At 62.4% G+C, this 16,755-nt stretch carries 15 protein-coding genes; all 15 read left to right on the forward strand.

Annotated elements, in window-relative coordinates:
• Positions 1 to 14: 14 nt before the first annotated feature.
• The 15 genes from B5F28_RS00795 to B5F28_RS00865 all read left to right on the forward strand — a co-directional run bounded on the left by B5F28_RS00795 (position 15) and on the right by B5F28_RS00865 (position 16,696).
• Positions 15 to 2,033 carry a hypothetical protein gene (locus tag B5F28_RS00795; protein ID WP_087292114.1) on the forward strand — a complete coding sequence of 673 codons (2,019 nt, stop codon included), beginning with the start codon at positions 15 to 17 and terminating at the stop codon, positions 2,031 to 2,033.
• Positions 2,030 to 2,710, forward strand: coding sequence for a hypothetical protein (locus tag B5F28_RS00800; protein ID WP_087292118.1), 681 nt, complete (start codon positions 2,030 to 2,032; stop codon positions 2,708 to 2,710). The genes B5F28_RS00795 and B5F28_RS00800 overlap by 4 nt, the downstream gene beginning before the upstream one ends.
• Positions 2,711 to 2,712: 2 nt before the next feature.
• On the forward strand, positions 2,713 to 4,737 hold the full coding sequence (locus B5F28_RS00805) for a hypothetical protein (protein ID WP_087292121.1): 2,025 nt from the start codon (positions 2,713 to 2,715) through the stop codon (positions 4,735 to 4,737).
• On the forward strand, positions 4,734 to 5,378 hold the full coding sequence (locus B5F28_RS00810; RefSeq protein ID WP_087292124.1) for a hypothetical protein: 645 nt from the start codon (positions 4,734 to 4,736) through the stop codon (positions 5,376 to 5,378). The genes B5F28_RS00805 and B5F28_RS00810 overlap by 4 nt, the downstream gene beginning before the upstream one ends.
• 59 nt (positions 5,379 to 5,437) lie before the next feature.
• A complete protein-coding gene (locus B5F28_RS00815; RefSeq protein WP_087292127.1) occupies positions 5,438 to 6,598 on the forward strand; it encodes a LegC family aminotransferase in 1,161 nt (386 codons plus the stop codon).
• 31 nt (positions 6,599 to 6,629) lie between these two features.
• Positions 6,630 to 7,679: a sugar phosphate nucleotidyltransferase gene (locus tag B5F28_RS00820; protein WP_343212728.1), complete on the forward strand. Its 1,050-nt coding sequence runs from the start codon at positions 6,630 to 6,632 to the stop codon at positions 7,677 to 7,679.
• A gap of 97 nt (positions 7,680 to 7,776) precedes the next feature.
• On the forward strand, positions 7,777 to 8,772 hold the full coding sequence (neuB, locus tag B5F28_RS00825) for an N-acetylneuraminate synthase (protein ID WP_087292130.1): 996 nt from the start codon (positions 7,777 to 7,779) through the stop codon (positions 8,770 to 8,772).
• Positions 8,773 to 8,847: 75 nt separating this feature from the next.
• Positions 8,848 to 10,038, forward strand: coding sequence for a UDP-N-acetylglucosamine 2-epimerase (neuC, locus tag B5F28_RS00830; RefSeq protein WP_087292133.1), 1,191 nt, complete (start codon positions 8,848 to 8,850; stop codon positions 10,036 to 10,038).
• The gene (locus tag B5F28_RS00835; RefSeq protein WP_087292136.1) at positions 10,022 to 11,134 is read left to right on the forward strand and encodes a metallophosphoesterase; all 1,113 of its coding nucleotides are present in this window, start codon (positions 10,022 to 10,024) and stop codon (positions 11,132 to 11,134) included. Before neuC ends, B5F28_RS00835 begins: the two co-directional genes overlap by 17 nt.
• 54 nt (positions 11,135 to 11,188) lie before the next feature.
• Positions 11,189 to 12,166 carry a Gfo/Idh/MocA family protein gene (locus tag B5F28_RS00840; RefSeq protein WP_087292139.1) on the forward strand — a complete coding sequence of 326 codons (978 nt, stop codon included), beginning with the start codon at positions 11,189 to 11,191 and terminating at the stop codon, positions 12,164 to 12,166.
• Positions 12,167 to 12,203: 37 nt separating this feature from the next.
• The gene (locus B5F28_RS00845; protein ID WP_087292142.1) at positions 12,204 to 13,130 is read left to right on the forward strand and encodes a Gfo/Idh/MocA family protein; all 927 of its coding nucleotides are present in this window, start codon (positions 12,204 to 12,206) and stop codon (positions 13,128 to 13,130) included.
• Between the two features lie 21 nt (positions 13,131 to 13,151).
• A complete protein-coding gene (locus tag B5F28_RS00850; protein ID WP_087292145.1) occupies positions 13,152 to 13,916 on the forward strand; it encodes an acylneuraminate cytidylyltransferase family protein in 765 nt (254 codons plus the stop codon).
• 115 nt (positions 13,917 to 14,031) lie between these two features.
• Entirely contained in the window at positions 14,032 to 14,802 is a 771-nt protein-coding gene (locus B5F28_RS00855) for a threonine/serine exporter family protein (protein WP_087292149.1), read from the forward strand.
• Complete coding sequence (locus B5F28_RS00860) at positions 14,799 to 15,254, forward strand: threonine/serine exporter family protein (protein ID WP_343212729.1); 456 nt, start codon at positions 14,799 to 14,801, stop codon at positions 15,252 to 15,254. The genes B5F28_RS00855 and B5F28_RS00860 overlap by 4 nt, the downstream gene beginning before the upstream one ends.
• Before the next feature lie 176 nt (positions 15,255 to 15,430).
• Positions 15,431 to 16,696, forward strand: a complete 1,266-nt coding sequence (locus B5F28_RS00865) for a glycosyltransferase family 2 protein (protein ID WP_087292151.1) — start codon at positions 15,431 to 15,433, stop codon at positions 16,694 to 16,696.
• The last annotated feature ends 59 nt before the right edge of the window (positions 16,697 to 16,755 follow it).

Below are 16,755 nucleotides of genomic sequence, written 5' to 3' on the forward strand. Positions count from 1 at the left end.
GGGGAAAACGCGGGATGGTGATGGTAACGATCAGCGGATTCCTGGCGCTGGCGGCCATTGGGCTGTACAGCGCCTTCCTGGCCCGGCTCTGCCGGGCGGATGCCGCCCTGTTTGCGCTGCCGGTGATCGGCGGCGGGGCGGTGTGGCTCTGCCTTTGGGGCTTTGTTGGCCTTTTGCCGGTGGGCGGCTGGCTGTTTTATCTGGGCGCGGCGGCGCTTGTAGCTGTTCTGCTGGCCCGCCGACGGCTGGCCGAAACGCTGGAGACCCTGTTCACACCGGCCTTCGGTGTGTTCCTGGCGGCCAGTGTGTTCTTTCTGGTGGTGTTTTCCATCACCCGGCCGGAGTTTGCCCAGAACGATGAATTTACCCTGTGGGGCTCCGCCGCCAAGCTGACCAAGCTGCAGAACGTGCTGCATCCGGCAGCTCATGGCAACCTGTTGGCCAAGGCCTCCAACCCGGGCATGATGCTGGTGGTCTACCTGTTCCAGTTCTTCAGCGCCGGGTTCTCGGAGTGGAGCGCCTATTTTGCCTACGACGCCATGCTGGCCGCGGCGGTGGCCGCCATGGCCGCGCTGGCGGGCAAACGCTGGAGCAGCACCCTGGTGCTGGCAGGCTGCGGCTTTCTGCTGCCCTACTTTTTCAGCGCCCCCTCGGTGGGCGAGCTGTCCACCGTGTACCTCTCGGTGTTGGGCGATCTGCCCCTGGGTTTTGTGTTCGGGGCCACGGTCTGCCTGTATTTTGCGCTAAAAGAGAAAAAATGCTGCCTGCCGGTGCTGCTGGTGCAGGTGAGCTTTCTGACCCTCATCAAGGACATGGGCCTGGCCTATGCTCTGATCGCGGTGGGCCTGATCTGCGCGGATGCCCTGTTCACCGGGCCACTGGCGGGCTTTGGCCGCCGGCTGGCCAAGGTGGTGGGCGGCGCTGTGCTGCTGGCCGTTCCGGTGGCGGGCTTTTATCTGGGTTGGACCCGCTATGTGGCGGCCATGACCGGCGCGGACAAAACCACCGTGGGCAGCGGCGACGCGGCCATGAGCCAGGGGGCAGCCATTCTGTCCGGCGTACGGCAGTTGCTGGGAATGGAAGAACCCACCGAAAAGTTCACCCAGGTGAGCGCCCTGATGCTGAAAAGCCCGGTGAGCGTGCCGGTCTGCCTTCTGGGCGGCGGCGCGCTGGCACTGGCGGCTATCTTCCTTGTGCTGGCTGTGGTGTTCCTTGCCCGGAAAGAGGGGGAGGAGCGCCGCCGCCCGGTGGTGCTGGCGGTGTTCGGCACCCTGGCACTGGTGGCCTTTCTGGTGTTTCACCTGTTTTTGTACGTGTTCAACTTCAAGGACCCGGAGGCGCTGCAGCTGAAGGATTATATCCGCTACATCGGGCCCTATTATCTGGGCTTTTTCCTGATGGCGCTGGGCCTTCTGGCCCGGGCGGGCTTTGGCGGCGCGTGGGCCAAGCTGGCCCGGCTGGCCGCTGTGGGTGTGCTGGCGGTGTTCTGTGTGCTGATCGGCTGGCGGGGCGTGCCCGCCGCGGGCTTCTGGAACTATCCCCACGTGGTCTACGCGGTGCGGGATGACGTGAAGGAGCGGGCCGGGCAGGTGAACGACCTGCTGGATTGGGACGACACCATTCTGCTCATCAGCCAGGGTGACGACGCCACCCGCTGGAACTACTTCGGCTATGACCTGAATGCCACGCTGGCCCGGGGTTTCGGCGGCTTCGGCTACGGCCACGAGGGCGACTGGAGCTGGGACACCACCCATATGAATCTGGTGGACCCGGCCCGTGCCCAGGAGGGCATGCCGGAGGTATACCCCTACCAGACCGTCTGCACGGCGGACGATCTGCGCCTGTTCCTGCTGGACAAGCGCTACACCCACATCCTCATCGACGAGAGCGACGATTACATCGCCGGAACCATCGGCCCCGCCTTCGGCATCGACGATCTGCCCGACCGGCGCACCGATTCGGTGATCCTGCTGCGGGTGGAGTATGAGGGCGACACCGTGCGCTGGGTGCGCGAGGAAGGAGGCGCGGCATGAAACGACCGATTCGCTGGCTGGCGGCGGCTTATCTTGCCGTGCTGGCCCTCTGGCTGATTTTTGGCGGGGTAAGCCTTGCCAAAAGCGCCTGGTATGCCCATAAGGGAATGAAGGCGCAGACTGAGCTTGCCTGGCAGGACCTGACCGGCGTGGGCGTGCAGGAGCTGGAGGGCGAGGAGGAAGGCGTGTGGTACGTCTCCACCGATACCGACCCCCAGCTGCACTGGACCGCCCCGAACCCGGAAGGGGTTTATCTGGAAACGGTGGAGCTGCGCGTGGAGCAGCTCACCCCCGGCCAGGCGGTGGTGCTTTACTGGAAAGCGCCGGACCAGGCGGATTTTTCCGCGGCCCAGATGGTGTATGCACAAAAGACCGCGGATGGCGTGTACCGCTTTGATCTGGGCGGCTGCGTGGTGAGCGAGATCCGCCTGGACCCGGACAGCGTGGGCGGCGTGACCACCCGCTTTGACGGGGTCACCCTGAACCCGGCCGAGGGCTGGTACACCGCCTTTGTTCCCACCGCCACCGGCCTTGTGCTGGGGCTGCTGGTACCGCCGGTAATTGTGGCGGTGCTGTGGGAGCTGTGGGCGGTATTGGAGCCTGAGCCGTTCCGGGAATCGGCGCGCATTGCACGCCGGAAGCCCCGGGGCGGAAGTGCCTTTAAAAAGGAGAAATGAGCTTGCAGTATTTTGATCTGGTTTTGAGTTTTACGGCCCTGTTCGGCCTGTGCGCTTTCCTTACCCTGAAGGCCCGGCTGCACAGTGCGCTGGCTCCGCTTGCCGCGCTGGGCATTACCGGCATCTGGTTTACCCTGGCGGGTGTGGCGGATCTGCTGGTGGCGGGCGGCTGGGTGTTCTATCTGGCGGCCTGGGGCCTGGGCATCTTTGCCCTGGTGACCAAACGCAGCGAGGCCCGGCGGCTGCTCAGCCCCGGCGCGGTGGTGTTCTGGGGGCTGGCTGTCAGCTTCGCGGTGTATTTTTCCGTCCGCCAGCCCATGTTCCATGATTTTGACGAGTTCAGCTTCTGGGGCCCGGCGGCGCAGATGACCAGTACCACCGATCATCTGTATACCATCTGTGAATACGGTACCCCCTGGCAGGCCACCCAGAACTGCGGACTGATCGTGCTGAGCTACTTTGTGCAGTTCTTCGGCACCTTCGCGCCCTTCAAGGTGTATCTGGCCTACGACCTGCTGCTGTTCGCCTGCATTGCGGCATTGGTGGGCGTCATCGGCTTCAAACACTACCGGCTGGCGCTGCCCATGGCGGTGATCGGTTGGTGCACCCCCTGGTTTTTCACGGTGTATGCCCGTACCGTTGCGGTGGACGACACCTACATGAGCGCCTACGGCGACATCCCCGCCGGTATGCTGGCGGGCGGCGCGGTGGCCATGTGGCTGGCTCTGCGCAGCGAAAAGAGCGCAGGGCCCCGCTGGGCGGTGCTGCCGGTGCTGGCTTTGATGGCCAACATCAAGGACAACACCTTCCCCATTGCCCTGATCGCGGCGGGCTGCATCGCGGCGGATGCCTTCCTCTTTGATTACAAGGACCGCTGGAAGGAGGGCCTGGCCCGGCGCTTCGGCTTCGCGGTGCTGTGCCTGGCAGTGCCGCTGGCTCAGTACAAGGTGTGGAGCAGCTACATTGCGATACTGGTGCAGAAAAACGCCGAGAGCGGCGGCAGCGGTGTGACCTCTTTGAGCCCCTTCGGCGCGGCGCTGCAGGGAACGAAAATGCTGCTGGGCCTGTCGGTGCCGGAGGAGTACGCCGCCCGGCAGGAGCAGTTCTTTGCTGCCATCCGGAACATGTGGGCGGCCTTCCTGAGCAAGGAACGGCTGGTGTCCATGGTTGGGCAGGGCGTTCTGGTGACCGGCCTGATTCTGGGCATGTTCGTGATTGCCCTGGTGTTTGCAAAAGGCATGCGTCAGCGGCTGCGGGTGCTGTGCTGGATGGGCTTGAGCACCCTGGGCTTTGCGGCTTACAGCTATGTGATCACCATCAGCTACGGCTTCATCTTCAAGGACTTCCAGGCGGAGGTTCTGGACGCTTACAACCGCTATATGTACACCTATTACATCGCCTGGTTTGTGATCGCAGCGGCGGTGCTGGCCTGGGTGGTGCAGACCGGCCGCTGGCGGCTTCTGGGCCAGGCGGGGGCGCTGGCCTTTGCCTGCCTGATGCTGCTGCGGGTGAACATGATGGTGCTGCCCCAGATGAGCGTGCTGGGCTTTTCCGACGCCACCTTTGCGGACCAGTACCTGATCATGGAAAAGGTGGACGCGGTGAAGGCCCAGATCGACGAGGACGACCGCATCTTCTTTGTGAGCCAGGGCGACGACGGCCTGCTCTGGTTCACCTACAGCTGCTACTTCCAGCCCAATATTCTGGATTACAGCGGCTGGGAGCTGGACGAGGAGACCGGCCTGTACGGCGCGGGCGGCGGTACCTTCTGTCTGCCCGAGAATATGCCCGAAGTCAAGGAGGGCGGCGCGCTTTACTTCCACGCCTACCGCACCGAGGACTTTGCAAAGGCCGTGGCTGAGAGCGGCTGCGAATACATCTTTGTGGACAAGCTGGACGCGGGCTTTGTGGCCGGATACGGCAGCCTGTTCACCGATGGCCTGGCTGCTGCCGAAAACGGCGAGACGCTGCTCTACCGCATTGCCCCGGGCGGCTATGAGCCGGTTGCGATGGAGGTGCCCCGATGATTCCGAAACTGAAACAATGGCTGGAACGCCCGGCCTTTCTGCCCCTTGTGTGCTATGCGGCGGCGCTGATCGTCTGGCTGGGGGGCAGCGTCTGGAGCCTTGGAACGGATATGATCGCCAAGGCGGGCGGAAGTCTTTACCAGTGTGAGCTTACCCTGGAGAATTTTGAACTGGTGGACATGCAGCTGCTGGAGGACGGCAGCTACATCACCACCAGCGGCGACCCCCAGATGATCTGGCACAATACCGACGGCATGACGGTGCGCACCCTGCGCCTGACGGCCAGCTTCGACCGCAGCCCCCGGGAGATGTGCCTGTATTACACAAACGCTGAGGGCGAGCCCTTCAGTGTGAACAAGCGGGTTTTTGCCGCCCAGCAGGACGATGGCAGCTATGTGTACACCCTGCCGCAGGGCAGCATTGCCGCCCTGCGGCTGGACCCCTGCAGCCCGGAGGAGGAAAAGCCGGTGACCATGACCTTTTCCGGCTTTTCCATGAACGAGCCGGCCAGCGTGGTCAGCTACTTTGCCCCCGGCTGGTACGGGGCCATGGAACTTGTGCTTTACCCGGGGCTTTGTGCCTGCGCGTTGTCGCTGGCTCAGAGCGCCTGGCAAACATATCAAACAAAGAAAAAGCGCTGAGTGCCGCTTTCAACAGCGGCCCGGCGCCAGCCCAATCTTTGGAAAAGAGGTTATTGAAAATGGCAAACTTTATTCCTTTGTCCGTTCCCAATTTTTCCGGCAAGGAGAAAGAATATGTGAACGACGCGGTGGTCAGCGAGTGGGTGTCCACCGGCGGCAGCAAGGTGGGCGACTTTGAAAAGGCCATCGCCGACTATGTGCACATGGACCGGGCCGTAGCCTGCAACTGCGGCTCCTCCGGCCTGCACCTGGCCATGCTGATCTCCGGCGTGGGCATGGGCGACGAGGTGATCGTGCCCACCCTCACCTTCATTGCCGCGGTCAACCCGGTGCGCTATGCCAATGCCGAGCCGGTGTTCATCGGCTGTGACGACAGCCTGTGCATGGACCCCGCCGCCGCCGAGCGCTTCTGCAAAGAGGAGTGCCATATGGAAGGCGGCAAGCTGATCAACAACACCTCCGGCCGCCATGTGAAGGCTCTGCTGGTGGTGCACGTGTTCGGCAACATGGCGGATATGGTGGAGTTTACCCGCATCGCCAGGGAATACAACCTGATCCTGATCGAGGATGCCACCGAGGCTCTGGGCACCTACTACACCAGCGGTCCCTTCGCGGGCAAGTACGCCGGTACCATCGGTGACGTGGGCGTTTACAGCTTCAACGGCAACAAGCTCATCACCACCGGCAGCGGCGGCATGGTGGTCTCCAACCATCCGGATTGGGCCGAGCATGCAAAGCACCTGTCCACCCAGGCCAAGGCCGACGAGCTGCAGTTTTTGCACGACGAGGTGGGCTACAACTACCGCCTGACCAATCTGCAGGCGGCGCTGGGCCTGGCTCAGATCGAGCAGGTGGAGGGCTTCATCGCCCACAAGCATGAGATGTGGCAGATGTACAAGGACGCGCTGGACGGCAAGAACGGCTACCGCATCCTGCCCTTCCGGGACGACTGCACCCGCTCCAACAAGTGGTTCTTCTCGCTGTATCTGGAGGACCCCCGCCACCAGCGTGACGCCATCATTCAGGCGCTGAAGGAGCAGAAGATCCAGACCCGGCCGGTGTGGGCGCTGATCCACGAGCAGGCGGACTACGGCAAAAACCAGGTGTTCAGCGACGAGAAGGCCCAGGACTATCGGGCCAAGATCGTGAACCTGCCCTGCTCCACCAATCTGACCCGCGAGGACTGCCAGCGGGTCATCGACGCGCTGCTGGCGCTGTAACAATACATCCACGAAAGAGAGGCGAGCGCCCATGCTGCGCATCGACGAGCTGCTGATCGATGAAAATACCAGTGTGCTGAATACCCTGAAAAAGCTGGACGAGACCGGCCAGCGCATCCTGTTCATTGCCCCGGAGGGCAAGCTGGCGGCGGCGGTGACCGACGGCGACATCCGCAAGTACATCCTGCGGGGCGGCGCGCTGGAGGGCCCGCTGCGCGAGGCCGCCAACTACCACCCCAAAAGCCTGCCCCTGGAGCAGCGCGGCCGCGCCCGGGCCTACATTGAAGAGCAGGGCATCGATGCCTTGCCCCTGCTGGACAAGCAGGGCCGCATTGTGGACATCATCTTCACCAGCGGCGTGGACCTGGACAACCGCACCTGCGCCGGGCTGCCGGTGGTCATTATGGCCGGCGGTCTGGGCACCCGCCTGTACCCCTATACCAAGATCCTGCCCAAGCCTCTGATCCCGGTGGGCGAGCGCCCCATCCTGGAGCTCATCATCGACCGCTTCTGCGATTTCGGCTGCACCGATTTCCATCTGGTGGTCAACTATAAAAAGAACATGATCAAGAGCTACTTCAACGATCTGGAGAAGAGCTATCAGGTTTCCTACGCGGATGAGGACCAGCCTCTGGGCACCGGCGGCGGTCTGTGCCTGTTGAAGGGCAAGCTGGACCACACCTTCTTTCTGTCCAACTGCGACATCCTGCTGGATGCCGACTACGGCGACATTCTGAACTACCACAAGAGCCAGGGCAACATCATCACCATGGTCTGCGCGGTGAAGCACTTCACCGTGCCCTACGGGGTCATCGAGCTGAACAACGACGGCACCATCCAGACCATGCGGGAAAAGCCGGAGATGAACTTCCTCACCAATACCGGCGTGTATGTGGTGGAGCCCCGCGTGGTGGAGGAGCTGGAGGACGGCAAGAAGCAGGGCTTCACCGACATCATCGAGCACTACCGCTCCATCGGTGAAAAGGTGGGCGTGTACCCCATCAGCGAGCAGAGCTGGATGGACATGGGCCAGATCGAGGAGCTGGACCACATGCGCCGCCGCCTGGAGGGCAACAGCTGAATTTCCACAAAACGGCCGCGCCTGCGGTCGAAAACCGATGGGAAACAGTTGAAAAACAAATAAAAATTACGTTTTGTATAAGAAACGGAGCGATTCCATGAGCGTTTTGATCATTGCGGAAGCCGGTGTGAACCACAACGGCAGTCTGGAGCTGGCCAAGAAGATGGCCCTGGTGGCCAAGGAATGCGGCGCGGATGTGGTGAAATACCAGACCGCCGTGCCCGAGCTGGTCATCTCCAAATTCGCCCAGAAGGCGGAGTACCAGAAGCGGGAGACCGGGGCCGAGGAGAGCCAGCTGGAGATGGTGCGCCGCATTCACTTCGGCTTTGAGGCCCATAAAGAACTGAAGGAATACTGCGATTACATCGGCATCCAGTATCTGTCCGCCCCCTTTGACCTGCCCAGCGTGGAGTTCCTGGCCAGTCTGGACCTGCCCATGTGCAAGGTGCCCAGCGGCGAGATCACCAACCTGCCCTATCTGGAGGCGGTGGGCCGCACCAAAAAGCCGGTGATCCTGTCCACCGGCATGAGCACCCTGCCCGAGATCGAGGACGCCCTGAGCATCCTGGAGGAAAACGGCTGCCCTGAGGTGACCGTGCTGCACTGCAACACCGAGTACCCCACCCCCTACGAGGACGCGAACCTGCTGGCCATGCTGGAGCTGGGCGAGCAGTTCGGCCTGCCCTACGGCCTTTCCGACCACACCTCCGGCTGGGAGTGCGACGTGGCTGCGGTGGCCCTGGGGGCAACGGTCATTGAAAAGCACTTCACGCTGGACAAGACCATGGAGGGCCCGGATCACAAGGCCAGCCTGGAGCCCGCCGAGCTGAAGGCCATGGTGGATGCGGTGCGCCACACCGAAGCCGCCTTGGGCACTGGCCGCAAGGCGGTGAGCGCCAGCGAGGCCAAGAACAAGCCCATCGCCCGCAAGAGCATCGTGGCGGCCCGGTCCATCAAGGCGGGGGAGACCTTCACCGCCGAGAACCTGACCACCAAGCGCCCCGGCGACGGCATCAGCCCCATGCGCTGGTACGAGGTGCTGGGCAAGACCGCCAAGCGGGATTTTGAAGAGGACGAAAAAATCGAGCTGTAATGCGTGGAGTGCCGCGCGTTTGCTGCCCTGCATTTCGGGGCGGCGCGATGCAAACTACAAAAGGGGGTGCTGCCCATGGCAGCCCAGCCAAAGACCCTTGCGGTCGTCACCGGGACCCGGGCCGAGTACGGTCTGCTGCGTCCGGTGATCCAAAAACTGTTGAAATCTGACGGTTTTATACTAAAAGTATTAGCGACCGGTGCCCATCTGGCCCCGGAATTCGGCAATACCGTGCAGGAGATCGAGGCGGACGGGGTACCCATCGCCGCCCGTATCCCCATTCTGAAATTTGGCACCGGCCCGCTGGCCACGGCGGACACGGTGGCCTATACCATCCAGCAGTTCAGCCGCTGGTTCTGGGAGAATAAGCCGGACGCGGTGCTGGTGCTGGGCGACCGGTACGAGATCTTTGCGGCGGCGCAGGCGGCGGCCATGACCGGTGTGCCCATCGCCCACATCAGCGGCGGCGACGTGACCCTGGGCGCGGCGGACGATTACTACCGCCACTGCATCACCAAGATGGCTCACCTGCATTTCCCCAGCTGCGCGGAATACGCCCGGCGGGTCATCCGCATGGGCGAAGCGCCGGACACTGTGTTCAACGTGGGCGGTCTGGGGGATGAGAACATCCGCACCATGCCCAAGATGAGCCGGGAAGAATTGAGCGAGAGTCTGGGCTTTGATCTCTCCGGTCCCTTCGCGCTGGTCACCTTCCACCCGGAAACCGCGGGCGGGGCCAGCCCCACCGAACAGGTGGCCCAGCTGCTGGCCGCCATGGAGCAGCTGCAAAAGACCCGCCCGGTGCGCTGGCTCATCACCAAGGCCAATGCGGACGCGGGTGGTATTGCCATCAACGAGCTGATCGACCGTTGGGTGGAAAAGCATCCCGACAAGGCCATCGCCTTTACCAGCCTCGGGGTTAAGCGGTATCTTTCCGCCATGGCCTGCGCGGCGGCGGTGGTGGGCAATTCCTCCTCCGGCGTGGTGGAAACCCCCACCTTCGGGGTGCCCACGGTGAACATCGGCGAGCGGCAGGCCGGGCGGATCATCTGCCCCAACGTGCTCTGCTGCAAGGCGGAGAAGGGCGAGATTCTGACGGCTCTCGAAACCGCATTCAGTGAGGAATTTGCCGAAAAGGCAAAGCAGACCGTAAGCCCCTACAACGGGGGCGATACCAGCGGCCGCATTGTGGAGATCCTGCGCGCCCAGCTGGCCCGGCCGGACTTCGGCGCGCCCAAGGGATTCTACGATGGACCCGTGGAGTAAGCGGTACCCGATGGCCCCGGGCATGCTCCGAAAAGCGGAGTTCAAGCCGGGCCAGCGGGTGCTTGCCATCAGCGATATCCACGGCTGCAGGGCTCTGCTGGAACGCCTTTTGAAAAAGCTGGACTACCGCCCCGGCACGGATGCACTGGTTCTGGCGGGGGACCTGCTGACCAAGGGCGAGGAAAACATGGCCATGCTGGATTTCGCCATGGAGCTGGCGGAGCTGCCGGATGTACACATCCTGCTGGGCAACTGCGACGGCATGAACGACGAGGCCGAAGCCCCCTGGCTGCCGGTGTTTCTGGACCGCCAGCCAAGGCAGCTGTTCTGGGAGCAGTGCGCGGCCCAGGGCATCGGCAGGGACGAGGCGCTGGCGGATGCCCACGGTACCATTCAGGCGCTTTGCCGGACCTACCCGGAGCAGGCGGCCTTTCTGGCCGGGCTACCCCGCATTCTGGCAAGTGAAAAGTATTATTTCGCCCATGCGGCCATGGACGCGGCGCTGCCGCCGGACCAGCAGGACCCGGTGGATGTGATCACCCGGCGGGCCTTTCTGCAAACTGCCGGGCGCTTCGAACGTCTGCTGATCGTGGGCCATTACCCGGCCTGCAATTACGACCTGACCGAGTGCCGCCTTTCTCCCTATTATGACAGAGCGCGGAACATCCTCTGCATCGACGGGGGCAACCGGGTCAAAACCGGTGGCCAGCTGAACGGCGCAGTTTTACAGGACGGAGAGTATCTGGGCTGCGAATGGGTGGACGAGCTGCCCGCCGCCCGGGTGTTGCGTCCGCAGGCGGAAAAGCCCGCCACTGTGAACATCAACTGGCCCAGCTACGCAGTGCAGCCCCTGCAATGGCAGGGCGGGCTGTGCCGCTGCCGCCACGAAAAAACCGGCCGGGAGTTCTCAGTTCCCGCTCAGCTGGTGGAGCAGACCGGGAACGGCTGGAGGCTGGCGGACGATTACACCGACTACCGCCCGCCGCTGCAAGCGGGCCAGCGGGTGGGGCTTGCCGCCTGGGCAGGGGACTGGGCGCTCATCAAGACCGGCGACCGGCCCGGTTGGGTCCCGGCGGAATGGCTGAAACAGGAATAATTCCCGGCGGGCGGCAAAAGAACCGTCGGAACAAAAAACGCGAGGTGTGAACAAATGAAACTTTTGATCGTGGGTCTGGGCAGCATGGGCAAGCGCCGTGCCCGCCTGGCCAAGGGAATGGACGCGTCCATTGAAATCAGCGGCGTGGACACCACTGAATCCCGCCGCACCGAGGCCGAGGGCCTGGGCATCACCGCCTATGCCAGCATCGGCGAAGCGGTGGCAGCAGAAAAATTCGACGCGGCGCTGGTCTGCACCGCACCCATCACCCATGCGGGAATCATCAGCGAGCTGCTGGACGCGGGCCTGCCGGTATTCACCGAGCTGAACCTGGTGAGCGACGGCTACGAAGAGAACATGAAAAAGGCCAAGGAAAAGAGCCTGCCCCTGTTCCTTTCCTCCACCATGCTCTACCGGGGCGAGACCCGGTACATCAAGCAGCAGGTGGAAGCCTTTGACAAGCCGGTGAACTACATCTATCACATCGGCCAGTACCTGCCGGACTGGCACCCCTGGGAGAACTACAAGAACTTCTTTGTGGGCGACAAGCGCACCGGCGGCGTGCGGGAGATTTTCGGCATCGACCTGCCCTGGCTGCTGGACACCTTCGGCCCGGTGAAGAGCCTGCATGTGGAAAAGGACAAAATCAGCCAGCTGGAGGTGGACTACCCGGACAGCTACTTTGTGACCCTGCGCCACGAAAACGGCGTGAAGGGCATGCTGGCGGTGGACGTGGTGAGCCCCAAGGCGGTGCGCAACTTTGAGTGCTTCGGCGAAGGGCTGCACCTGTTCTGGGAGGGCAACCCCAGGAGCCTTTACACCTTTGACCACGACAAGGGTGAAAAGCTGCCGGTGAACACCTACGAGAGCTTTGAGCACGATTCCCGCTACAGCGACAACATCGTGGAAAACGCCTACGTGGACGAGCTGGCCAACTTCTTCGCGGTGCTCAAGGGCGCCGAGCAGCCCCGCTACAGCTTCGAAAAGGATCTGGAGACCATCCGGCTGATCGAGGCCATCGAGGAGGCATAAAGCTGTTTTTGCCAACAAAACAAAAGGAGGAAGCACCATGAAAGTATTGTTTGTGGGCCTGGGTTCCATCGGCAAGCGGCATCTGAACAACCTGATCCACATTGCCTCCCGGCGGGGCGTTTCCCTGGAGGTGGACGCGCTGCGCTCCAGCCTGAAGCCTCTGCCCCCCGAGCTGGCGGCGGTGATCAAGCACCAGTACATCGACTTCGAGCAGCTGGGCCATTACGATGTGGCCTTCATCACCAACCCCACCAGCCTGCACGCCTCCACCCTGGCGGATCTGGCGGGCAAGGCGGAGAACCTGTTCATCGAAAAGCCCATCTTCGATCACACCGATTACGATCTGGCCGAGCTGGGTCTTGAGACCCAGAAGGCCTATGTGGCCGCGCCCATGCGCTGGTGCGGCACCTTCCTGGCGCTGAAAAAGCTGATGCCCACCCTGCGGCCCTACTCCGCCCGGGTCATCTGCTCGTCCTACCTGCCGGACTGGCGGCCCGGTGTGGACTATCGCAAGGTCTACTCCGCCCACAAGGACATGGGCGGAGGCGTGACCATAGACCTGATCCATGAGTGGGACTACATGGTGGAGCTGTTCGGCAAGCCTCTGGAAAGCTACAACTTCAAGGGCACCTATTCCGATCTGGAAATCGACTCGGATGATCTGTCCGTCTATATCGCCCGCTATCCGAATATGCTGGCGGAGATTCATCTGGACTACTTCGGCCGCACCTACCGGCGTACCATCGAGCTGTTCTGCGCCGACGGCACCGTGACCGCCGACTTCGGCGCGGGCACCCTGACCCTGGCCAATGGCCTGGTGCAGCATTTTGAGGAGCCGGTGAACGACCGCTACATGCGAGAGATGGAGTACTTTTTGGACTACGCCATCAACGGCCAGGGCGAGAGCATCAACAGCCCGGCCATGGCGCTGGATGTGCTCAAGCTGACCCTGGGCGAGGAATAAAAGGGAAAGAAGGAACGAAACGTGGAAAAACTGCTCATCACCATCTGCGGCCGCGCAGGCAGCAAGGGATTCAAAAACAAGAACCTGAAGGTGTTCTGTGAAAAACCGCTGGTGTACTACACCCTGAGCGCAGCTTCTCTGTTCAAGGCCGCCCGGCCGGATGTGCAGGTGGACATCTGCCTGAACACCGACAGTCAGGCCCTGGCGGATCTGGTGGCCGCCAAATATCCCGAGGTGGTGTTCCTGCCCCGCGGCGAGGCTTTGGGCGGCGACACCGTGCCCAAGATGGCCGTCTTTCAGGACAGCCTGGCACGCATGGAGGAGAAAAACGGCTGCACCTACGACTATGTGATGGATCTGGACATCACCAGCCCGCTGCGCACCGCCAAGGACGTGCAGAACGCCTTTGAGATGAAGGCCTCCCGCCCGGATCTGGACCTGGTGTTCAGCGTCACCGAGTCCCGCCGGAACCCCTGCTTCAACATGGTGCGGGACTGCGGCGACCACGTGGAAAAGGGCATCGACAACGCCACCTACACCGCCCGCCAGCAGGCCCCGGTGTTCTACGATGTGAACGCCAGCATCTATGTATTCCGCCGGGATTTTCTGGCGAACAACACCACCGGCATTCTGTGGGACGGCAAGATCGGCGTGAGCAAGATGCTGGATACCGGCGTGCTGGACATCGACAGCGAGGAGGACTTCCTGCTGATGGAGGTCATCGCCGGGCATCTGTTCAAGACTCTGCCGGAGTTTGCCCAGGTACGGGACAACATCCGGGAATAAAACGCGGCGCGGGGGCGGGTAAGCTCCCGCGCTGAAATCTGTCTATGAGGGAAACCGGGAAAGCGCTGCAAAAAGCCGAGCGGCGCAAAACGCAGAAGAATAGGGGAGAAGCGATATGAACGACCAGCAGCGTGTGCTGGAATTTGTGATGGCGGCAGGCGAGGTGCTGCTGAAAAACGGGGCCGAGGTGAGCCGCACCCAGCAGACCATGGAGATCATGGCCAAAAGCCTTGGGGTGGACAGCTTCCACGGTTACGTACTTACCAACGGCCTGTTCGCCAGCATGGGTTCGGACTACGGCCAGCCGGCCCAGATCCGCAGTGTGCCCGCCAGTGAGGTGCACCTGGGCCGGGTGGAGGCGGTGAACGCTCTGTCCCGCAAGATCGCCCAGGGGCATGTGACTCTGGATGAGGCCTACGAAGAGCTGGAGCGGATCAAAACCATGCCCTACGCCCCCAGCCGGGACCAGATTCTGGCCTGCGGCGCGGGCAGCGCCTGCTTTGCGCTCATGTTCGGCGGTATCTGGCAGGACGGCCTGATCGCTCTGGCGGTGGGCCTTGGCCTGCAGGTGTTTTTGCTGTGGATGGGCCGCTGGGGCCTGAACAAGCTGATCACCAAATTTCTGGGGGCGGCCTTTGTGGCGCTGGTCACCATGCTGCTGTTCCTCAACGGCTTCGGTCAGAACATGGATAAGGCCATCATCGGCGCCCTGATGCCGCTGGTGCCTGGCATGGCGCTGACCCTGGGCATCCGTGATCTGATTATGGCGGACTTTCTGTCCGGCACCATCCGCATGCTGGATGCCCTGCTCACCGCCGCCTGCATTGCCTGCGGCGTGGGCCTGATTCTGGGCCTGGCCACCATGATTCCGGGGGTGAATGTATGATGCTGCTGATGATCGAGTTTCTGCGCCAGCTGGCGCTGGCCTTTCTGGGCACCGTCTGCTTCGGCCTTTTGTTCCATGTGCCGCCCCGGCATTTTGCCGCCTGCGGCATCGTGGGCGCCATCGGCTGGCTGGTCTACTGGGCCATGATGCTGGTGCAGCCCAGCTCGGTGCTGGCAAGTCTGGTGGCGGTGATCCCGCTGACCATCGCCACCCGCGCCTTTGCCATTGTGCGCCGGGCCCCGGTGACCCTGTTTTTGATCCCCGGCATCTTCCCGCTGGTGCCCGGTGCGGGCATTTACTACACTGCCTATGCCTTTATCACCGGCGACACCGTCCAATGCGCGGCCAAGGGTGCCGAGACGCTGAAAATCGCGGTGGCGCTGGCCATGGGCATCGCGGTGGTCATGTCCATTCCGCTGAAGCCCAGCAATCTGCGTCGGGACCGAAGCTGAGTGCAGATCCATAATATCCCAGAAAATTCTTTTTCCATCAGAATCCCCTCGCGGCAGGCAGGCCGCGGGGGAATTTTTTTGTGTAAAAATGCAGGAAAACCGATTGCCCCGCCCATAAAGGCCTGACACCCTTCGCCCTCCTTTGACATAGGCTGTCGAAAAAAGGGGGGATTCGGGTGAACAAAAAATTTATCCTGTCCGTGGGGTTCGGCATGCTGTGGCTGGCATTTTCGGTCTGGCTGTCGCTCCCCTGGATCGAGGAAACGGCGCAGGTGCTGCCGCCGGTCTATGTGTGGGCGGTGGTCATCGGCATTGCCTTTTTGCCGGGTTACTTAATGAGCGCCATATTCTTTTCCAACCTGCTGCACCGGAAGGTGCGGCAGTATCCGCAGACCTGTGAGGACACCACCGTCATCCTGTGCGCACACAACGAGGAGGCGAGCATCGCCGGGACCATTCAGGCGCTGTTCAGCCAGAGGTATGCCGGGCGCATCTGCATTCTGGCGGTGGACAATGCCTCCACCGACGGCACCAAGCGCCAGATTCAGGCCATGGCCCGGCTGGCACCGGAAAACCGGCCGGTGCGGTATCTGTACTGCGGGCAGCCGGGCAAGGCCAACGCTTTGAACCTGGGCCTCAGTAAGGTGGGCACCCGCCATTTTCTCACGGTGGACGCGGACACCTGGCTGGAGGGTAACGCGGTGCAGCGAATTATGAATCATATTGTGAGTACCCGGCGGAGCTGCGTGGCGGGCAATCTGTTTGTGCAGAACCCCACTCGTAGCCTGACGGCACGGATGCAGAACTACGATTATCTGCTCAGCATCGCGGCGGTGAAGCGGTTCCAGGGCAGCTACGGCTCCACCCTGGTGGCTCAGGGAGCCTTCAGTGCCTACAATACCTGCGCCGTGCGTAAGGCGGGCGGCTGGCGGCAGGTGATGGGCGAGGACATCGTGCTCACCTACCGGCTGCTGGCGCTGGGCTATGCCTCCGGCTATGAGCCCGCCGCGGTGGGCTACACCAGGGTACCGGAGACCCTGGGCGGGCTGTACCGGCAGCGGCGTCGCTGGGCCATGGGCATGCTGGAGGGCCTGCGGGAGGTGCCGCCCTGGCAGCAGCGGGGCTGCACCCGTTACTTCACCAGCGTGAACCTGAGCATCATTTATCTGGACCTGGCCTACCTGTTCGGCTTTGTACCCGGGGTGATTCTGGCCCTGTTTGGCTATTGCTATCTGGTGGGTCTGCTCACGGCGTTCACTGCGCTGGTGGGGGCGCTGTGCTTCTGGACCGTCTACCGCTACCAGCGGCGGCTGAACATTCCGTTTAAGAACACGGTGGGAGGATTTATTCTGTTCCTGTTTTTCTTCCAGCTGGTGCAGAGCACAGCCTCCCTGCACGGCTACCTGAGTCATCTGGCGGGCAGACGGCAGAGCTGGAAATAAAGGCAAAAAGGCAACAAAAAGCCCCCTGCCAATATGGCAGGGGGCAAAATGCTTTGATG

Origin of the sequence: Gemmiger sp. An194 (genome assembly GCF_002160145.1) — a bacterium.
In the GTDB taxonomy this organism is placed as follows: Bacteria; Bacillota; Clostridia; order Oscillospirales; family Ruminococcaceae; genus Allofournierella.

Bases quoted from the DNA above. Each gene is read 5' to 3' on its own strand.
- B5F28_RS00810 (WP_087292124.1), top strand. From the start codon at position 4,734: ATGATTCCGAAACTGAAACAATGGCTGGAACGCCCGGCCTTTCTGCCC.
- B5F28_RS00795 (WP_087292114.1), top strand. From the start codon at position 15: ATGGTGATGGTAACGATCAGCGGATTCCTGGCGCTGGCGGCCATTGGG.
- B5F28_RS00860 (WP_343212729.1), top strand. From the start codon at position 14,799: ATGATGCTGCTGATGATCGAGTTTCTGCGCCAGCTGGCGCTGGCCTTT.
- B5F28_RS00845 (WP_087292142.1), top strand. From the start codon at position 12,204: ATGAAAGTATTGTTTGTGGGCCTGGGTTCCATCGGCAAGCGGCATCTG.
- B5F28_RS00815 (WP_087292127.1), top strand. From the start codon at position 5,438: ATGGCAAACTTTATTCCTTTGTCCGTTCCCAATTTTTCCGGCAAGGAG.
- B5F28_RS00855 (WP_087292149.1), top strand. From the start codon at position 14,032: ATGAACGACCAGCAGCGTGTGCTGGAATTTGTGATGGCGGCAGGCGAG.
- B5F28_RS00840 (WP_087292139.1), top strand. From the start codon at position 11,189: ATGAAACTTTTGATCGTGGGTCTGGGCAGCATGGGCAAGCGCCGTGCC.
- B5F28_RS00820 (WP_343212728.1), top strand. From the start codon at position 6,630: ATGCTGCGCATCGACGAGCTGCTGATCGATGAAAATACCAGTGTGCTG.
- neuB (WP_087292130.1), top strand. From the start codon at position 7,777: ATGAGCGTTTTGATCATTGCGGAAGCCGGTGTGAACCACAACGGCAGT.
- B5F28_RS00835 (WP_087292136.1), top strand. From the start codon at position 10,022: ATGGACCCGTGGAGTAAGCGGTACCCGATGGCCCCGGGCATGCTCCGA.
- neuC (WP_087292133.1), top strand. From the start codon at position 8,848: ATGGCAGCCCAGCCAAAGACCCTTGCGGTCGTCACCGGGACCCGGGCC.
- B5F28_RS00800 (WP_087292118.1), top strand. From the start codon at position 2,030: ATGAAACGACCGATTCGCTGGCTGGCGGCGGCTTATCTTGCCGTGCTG.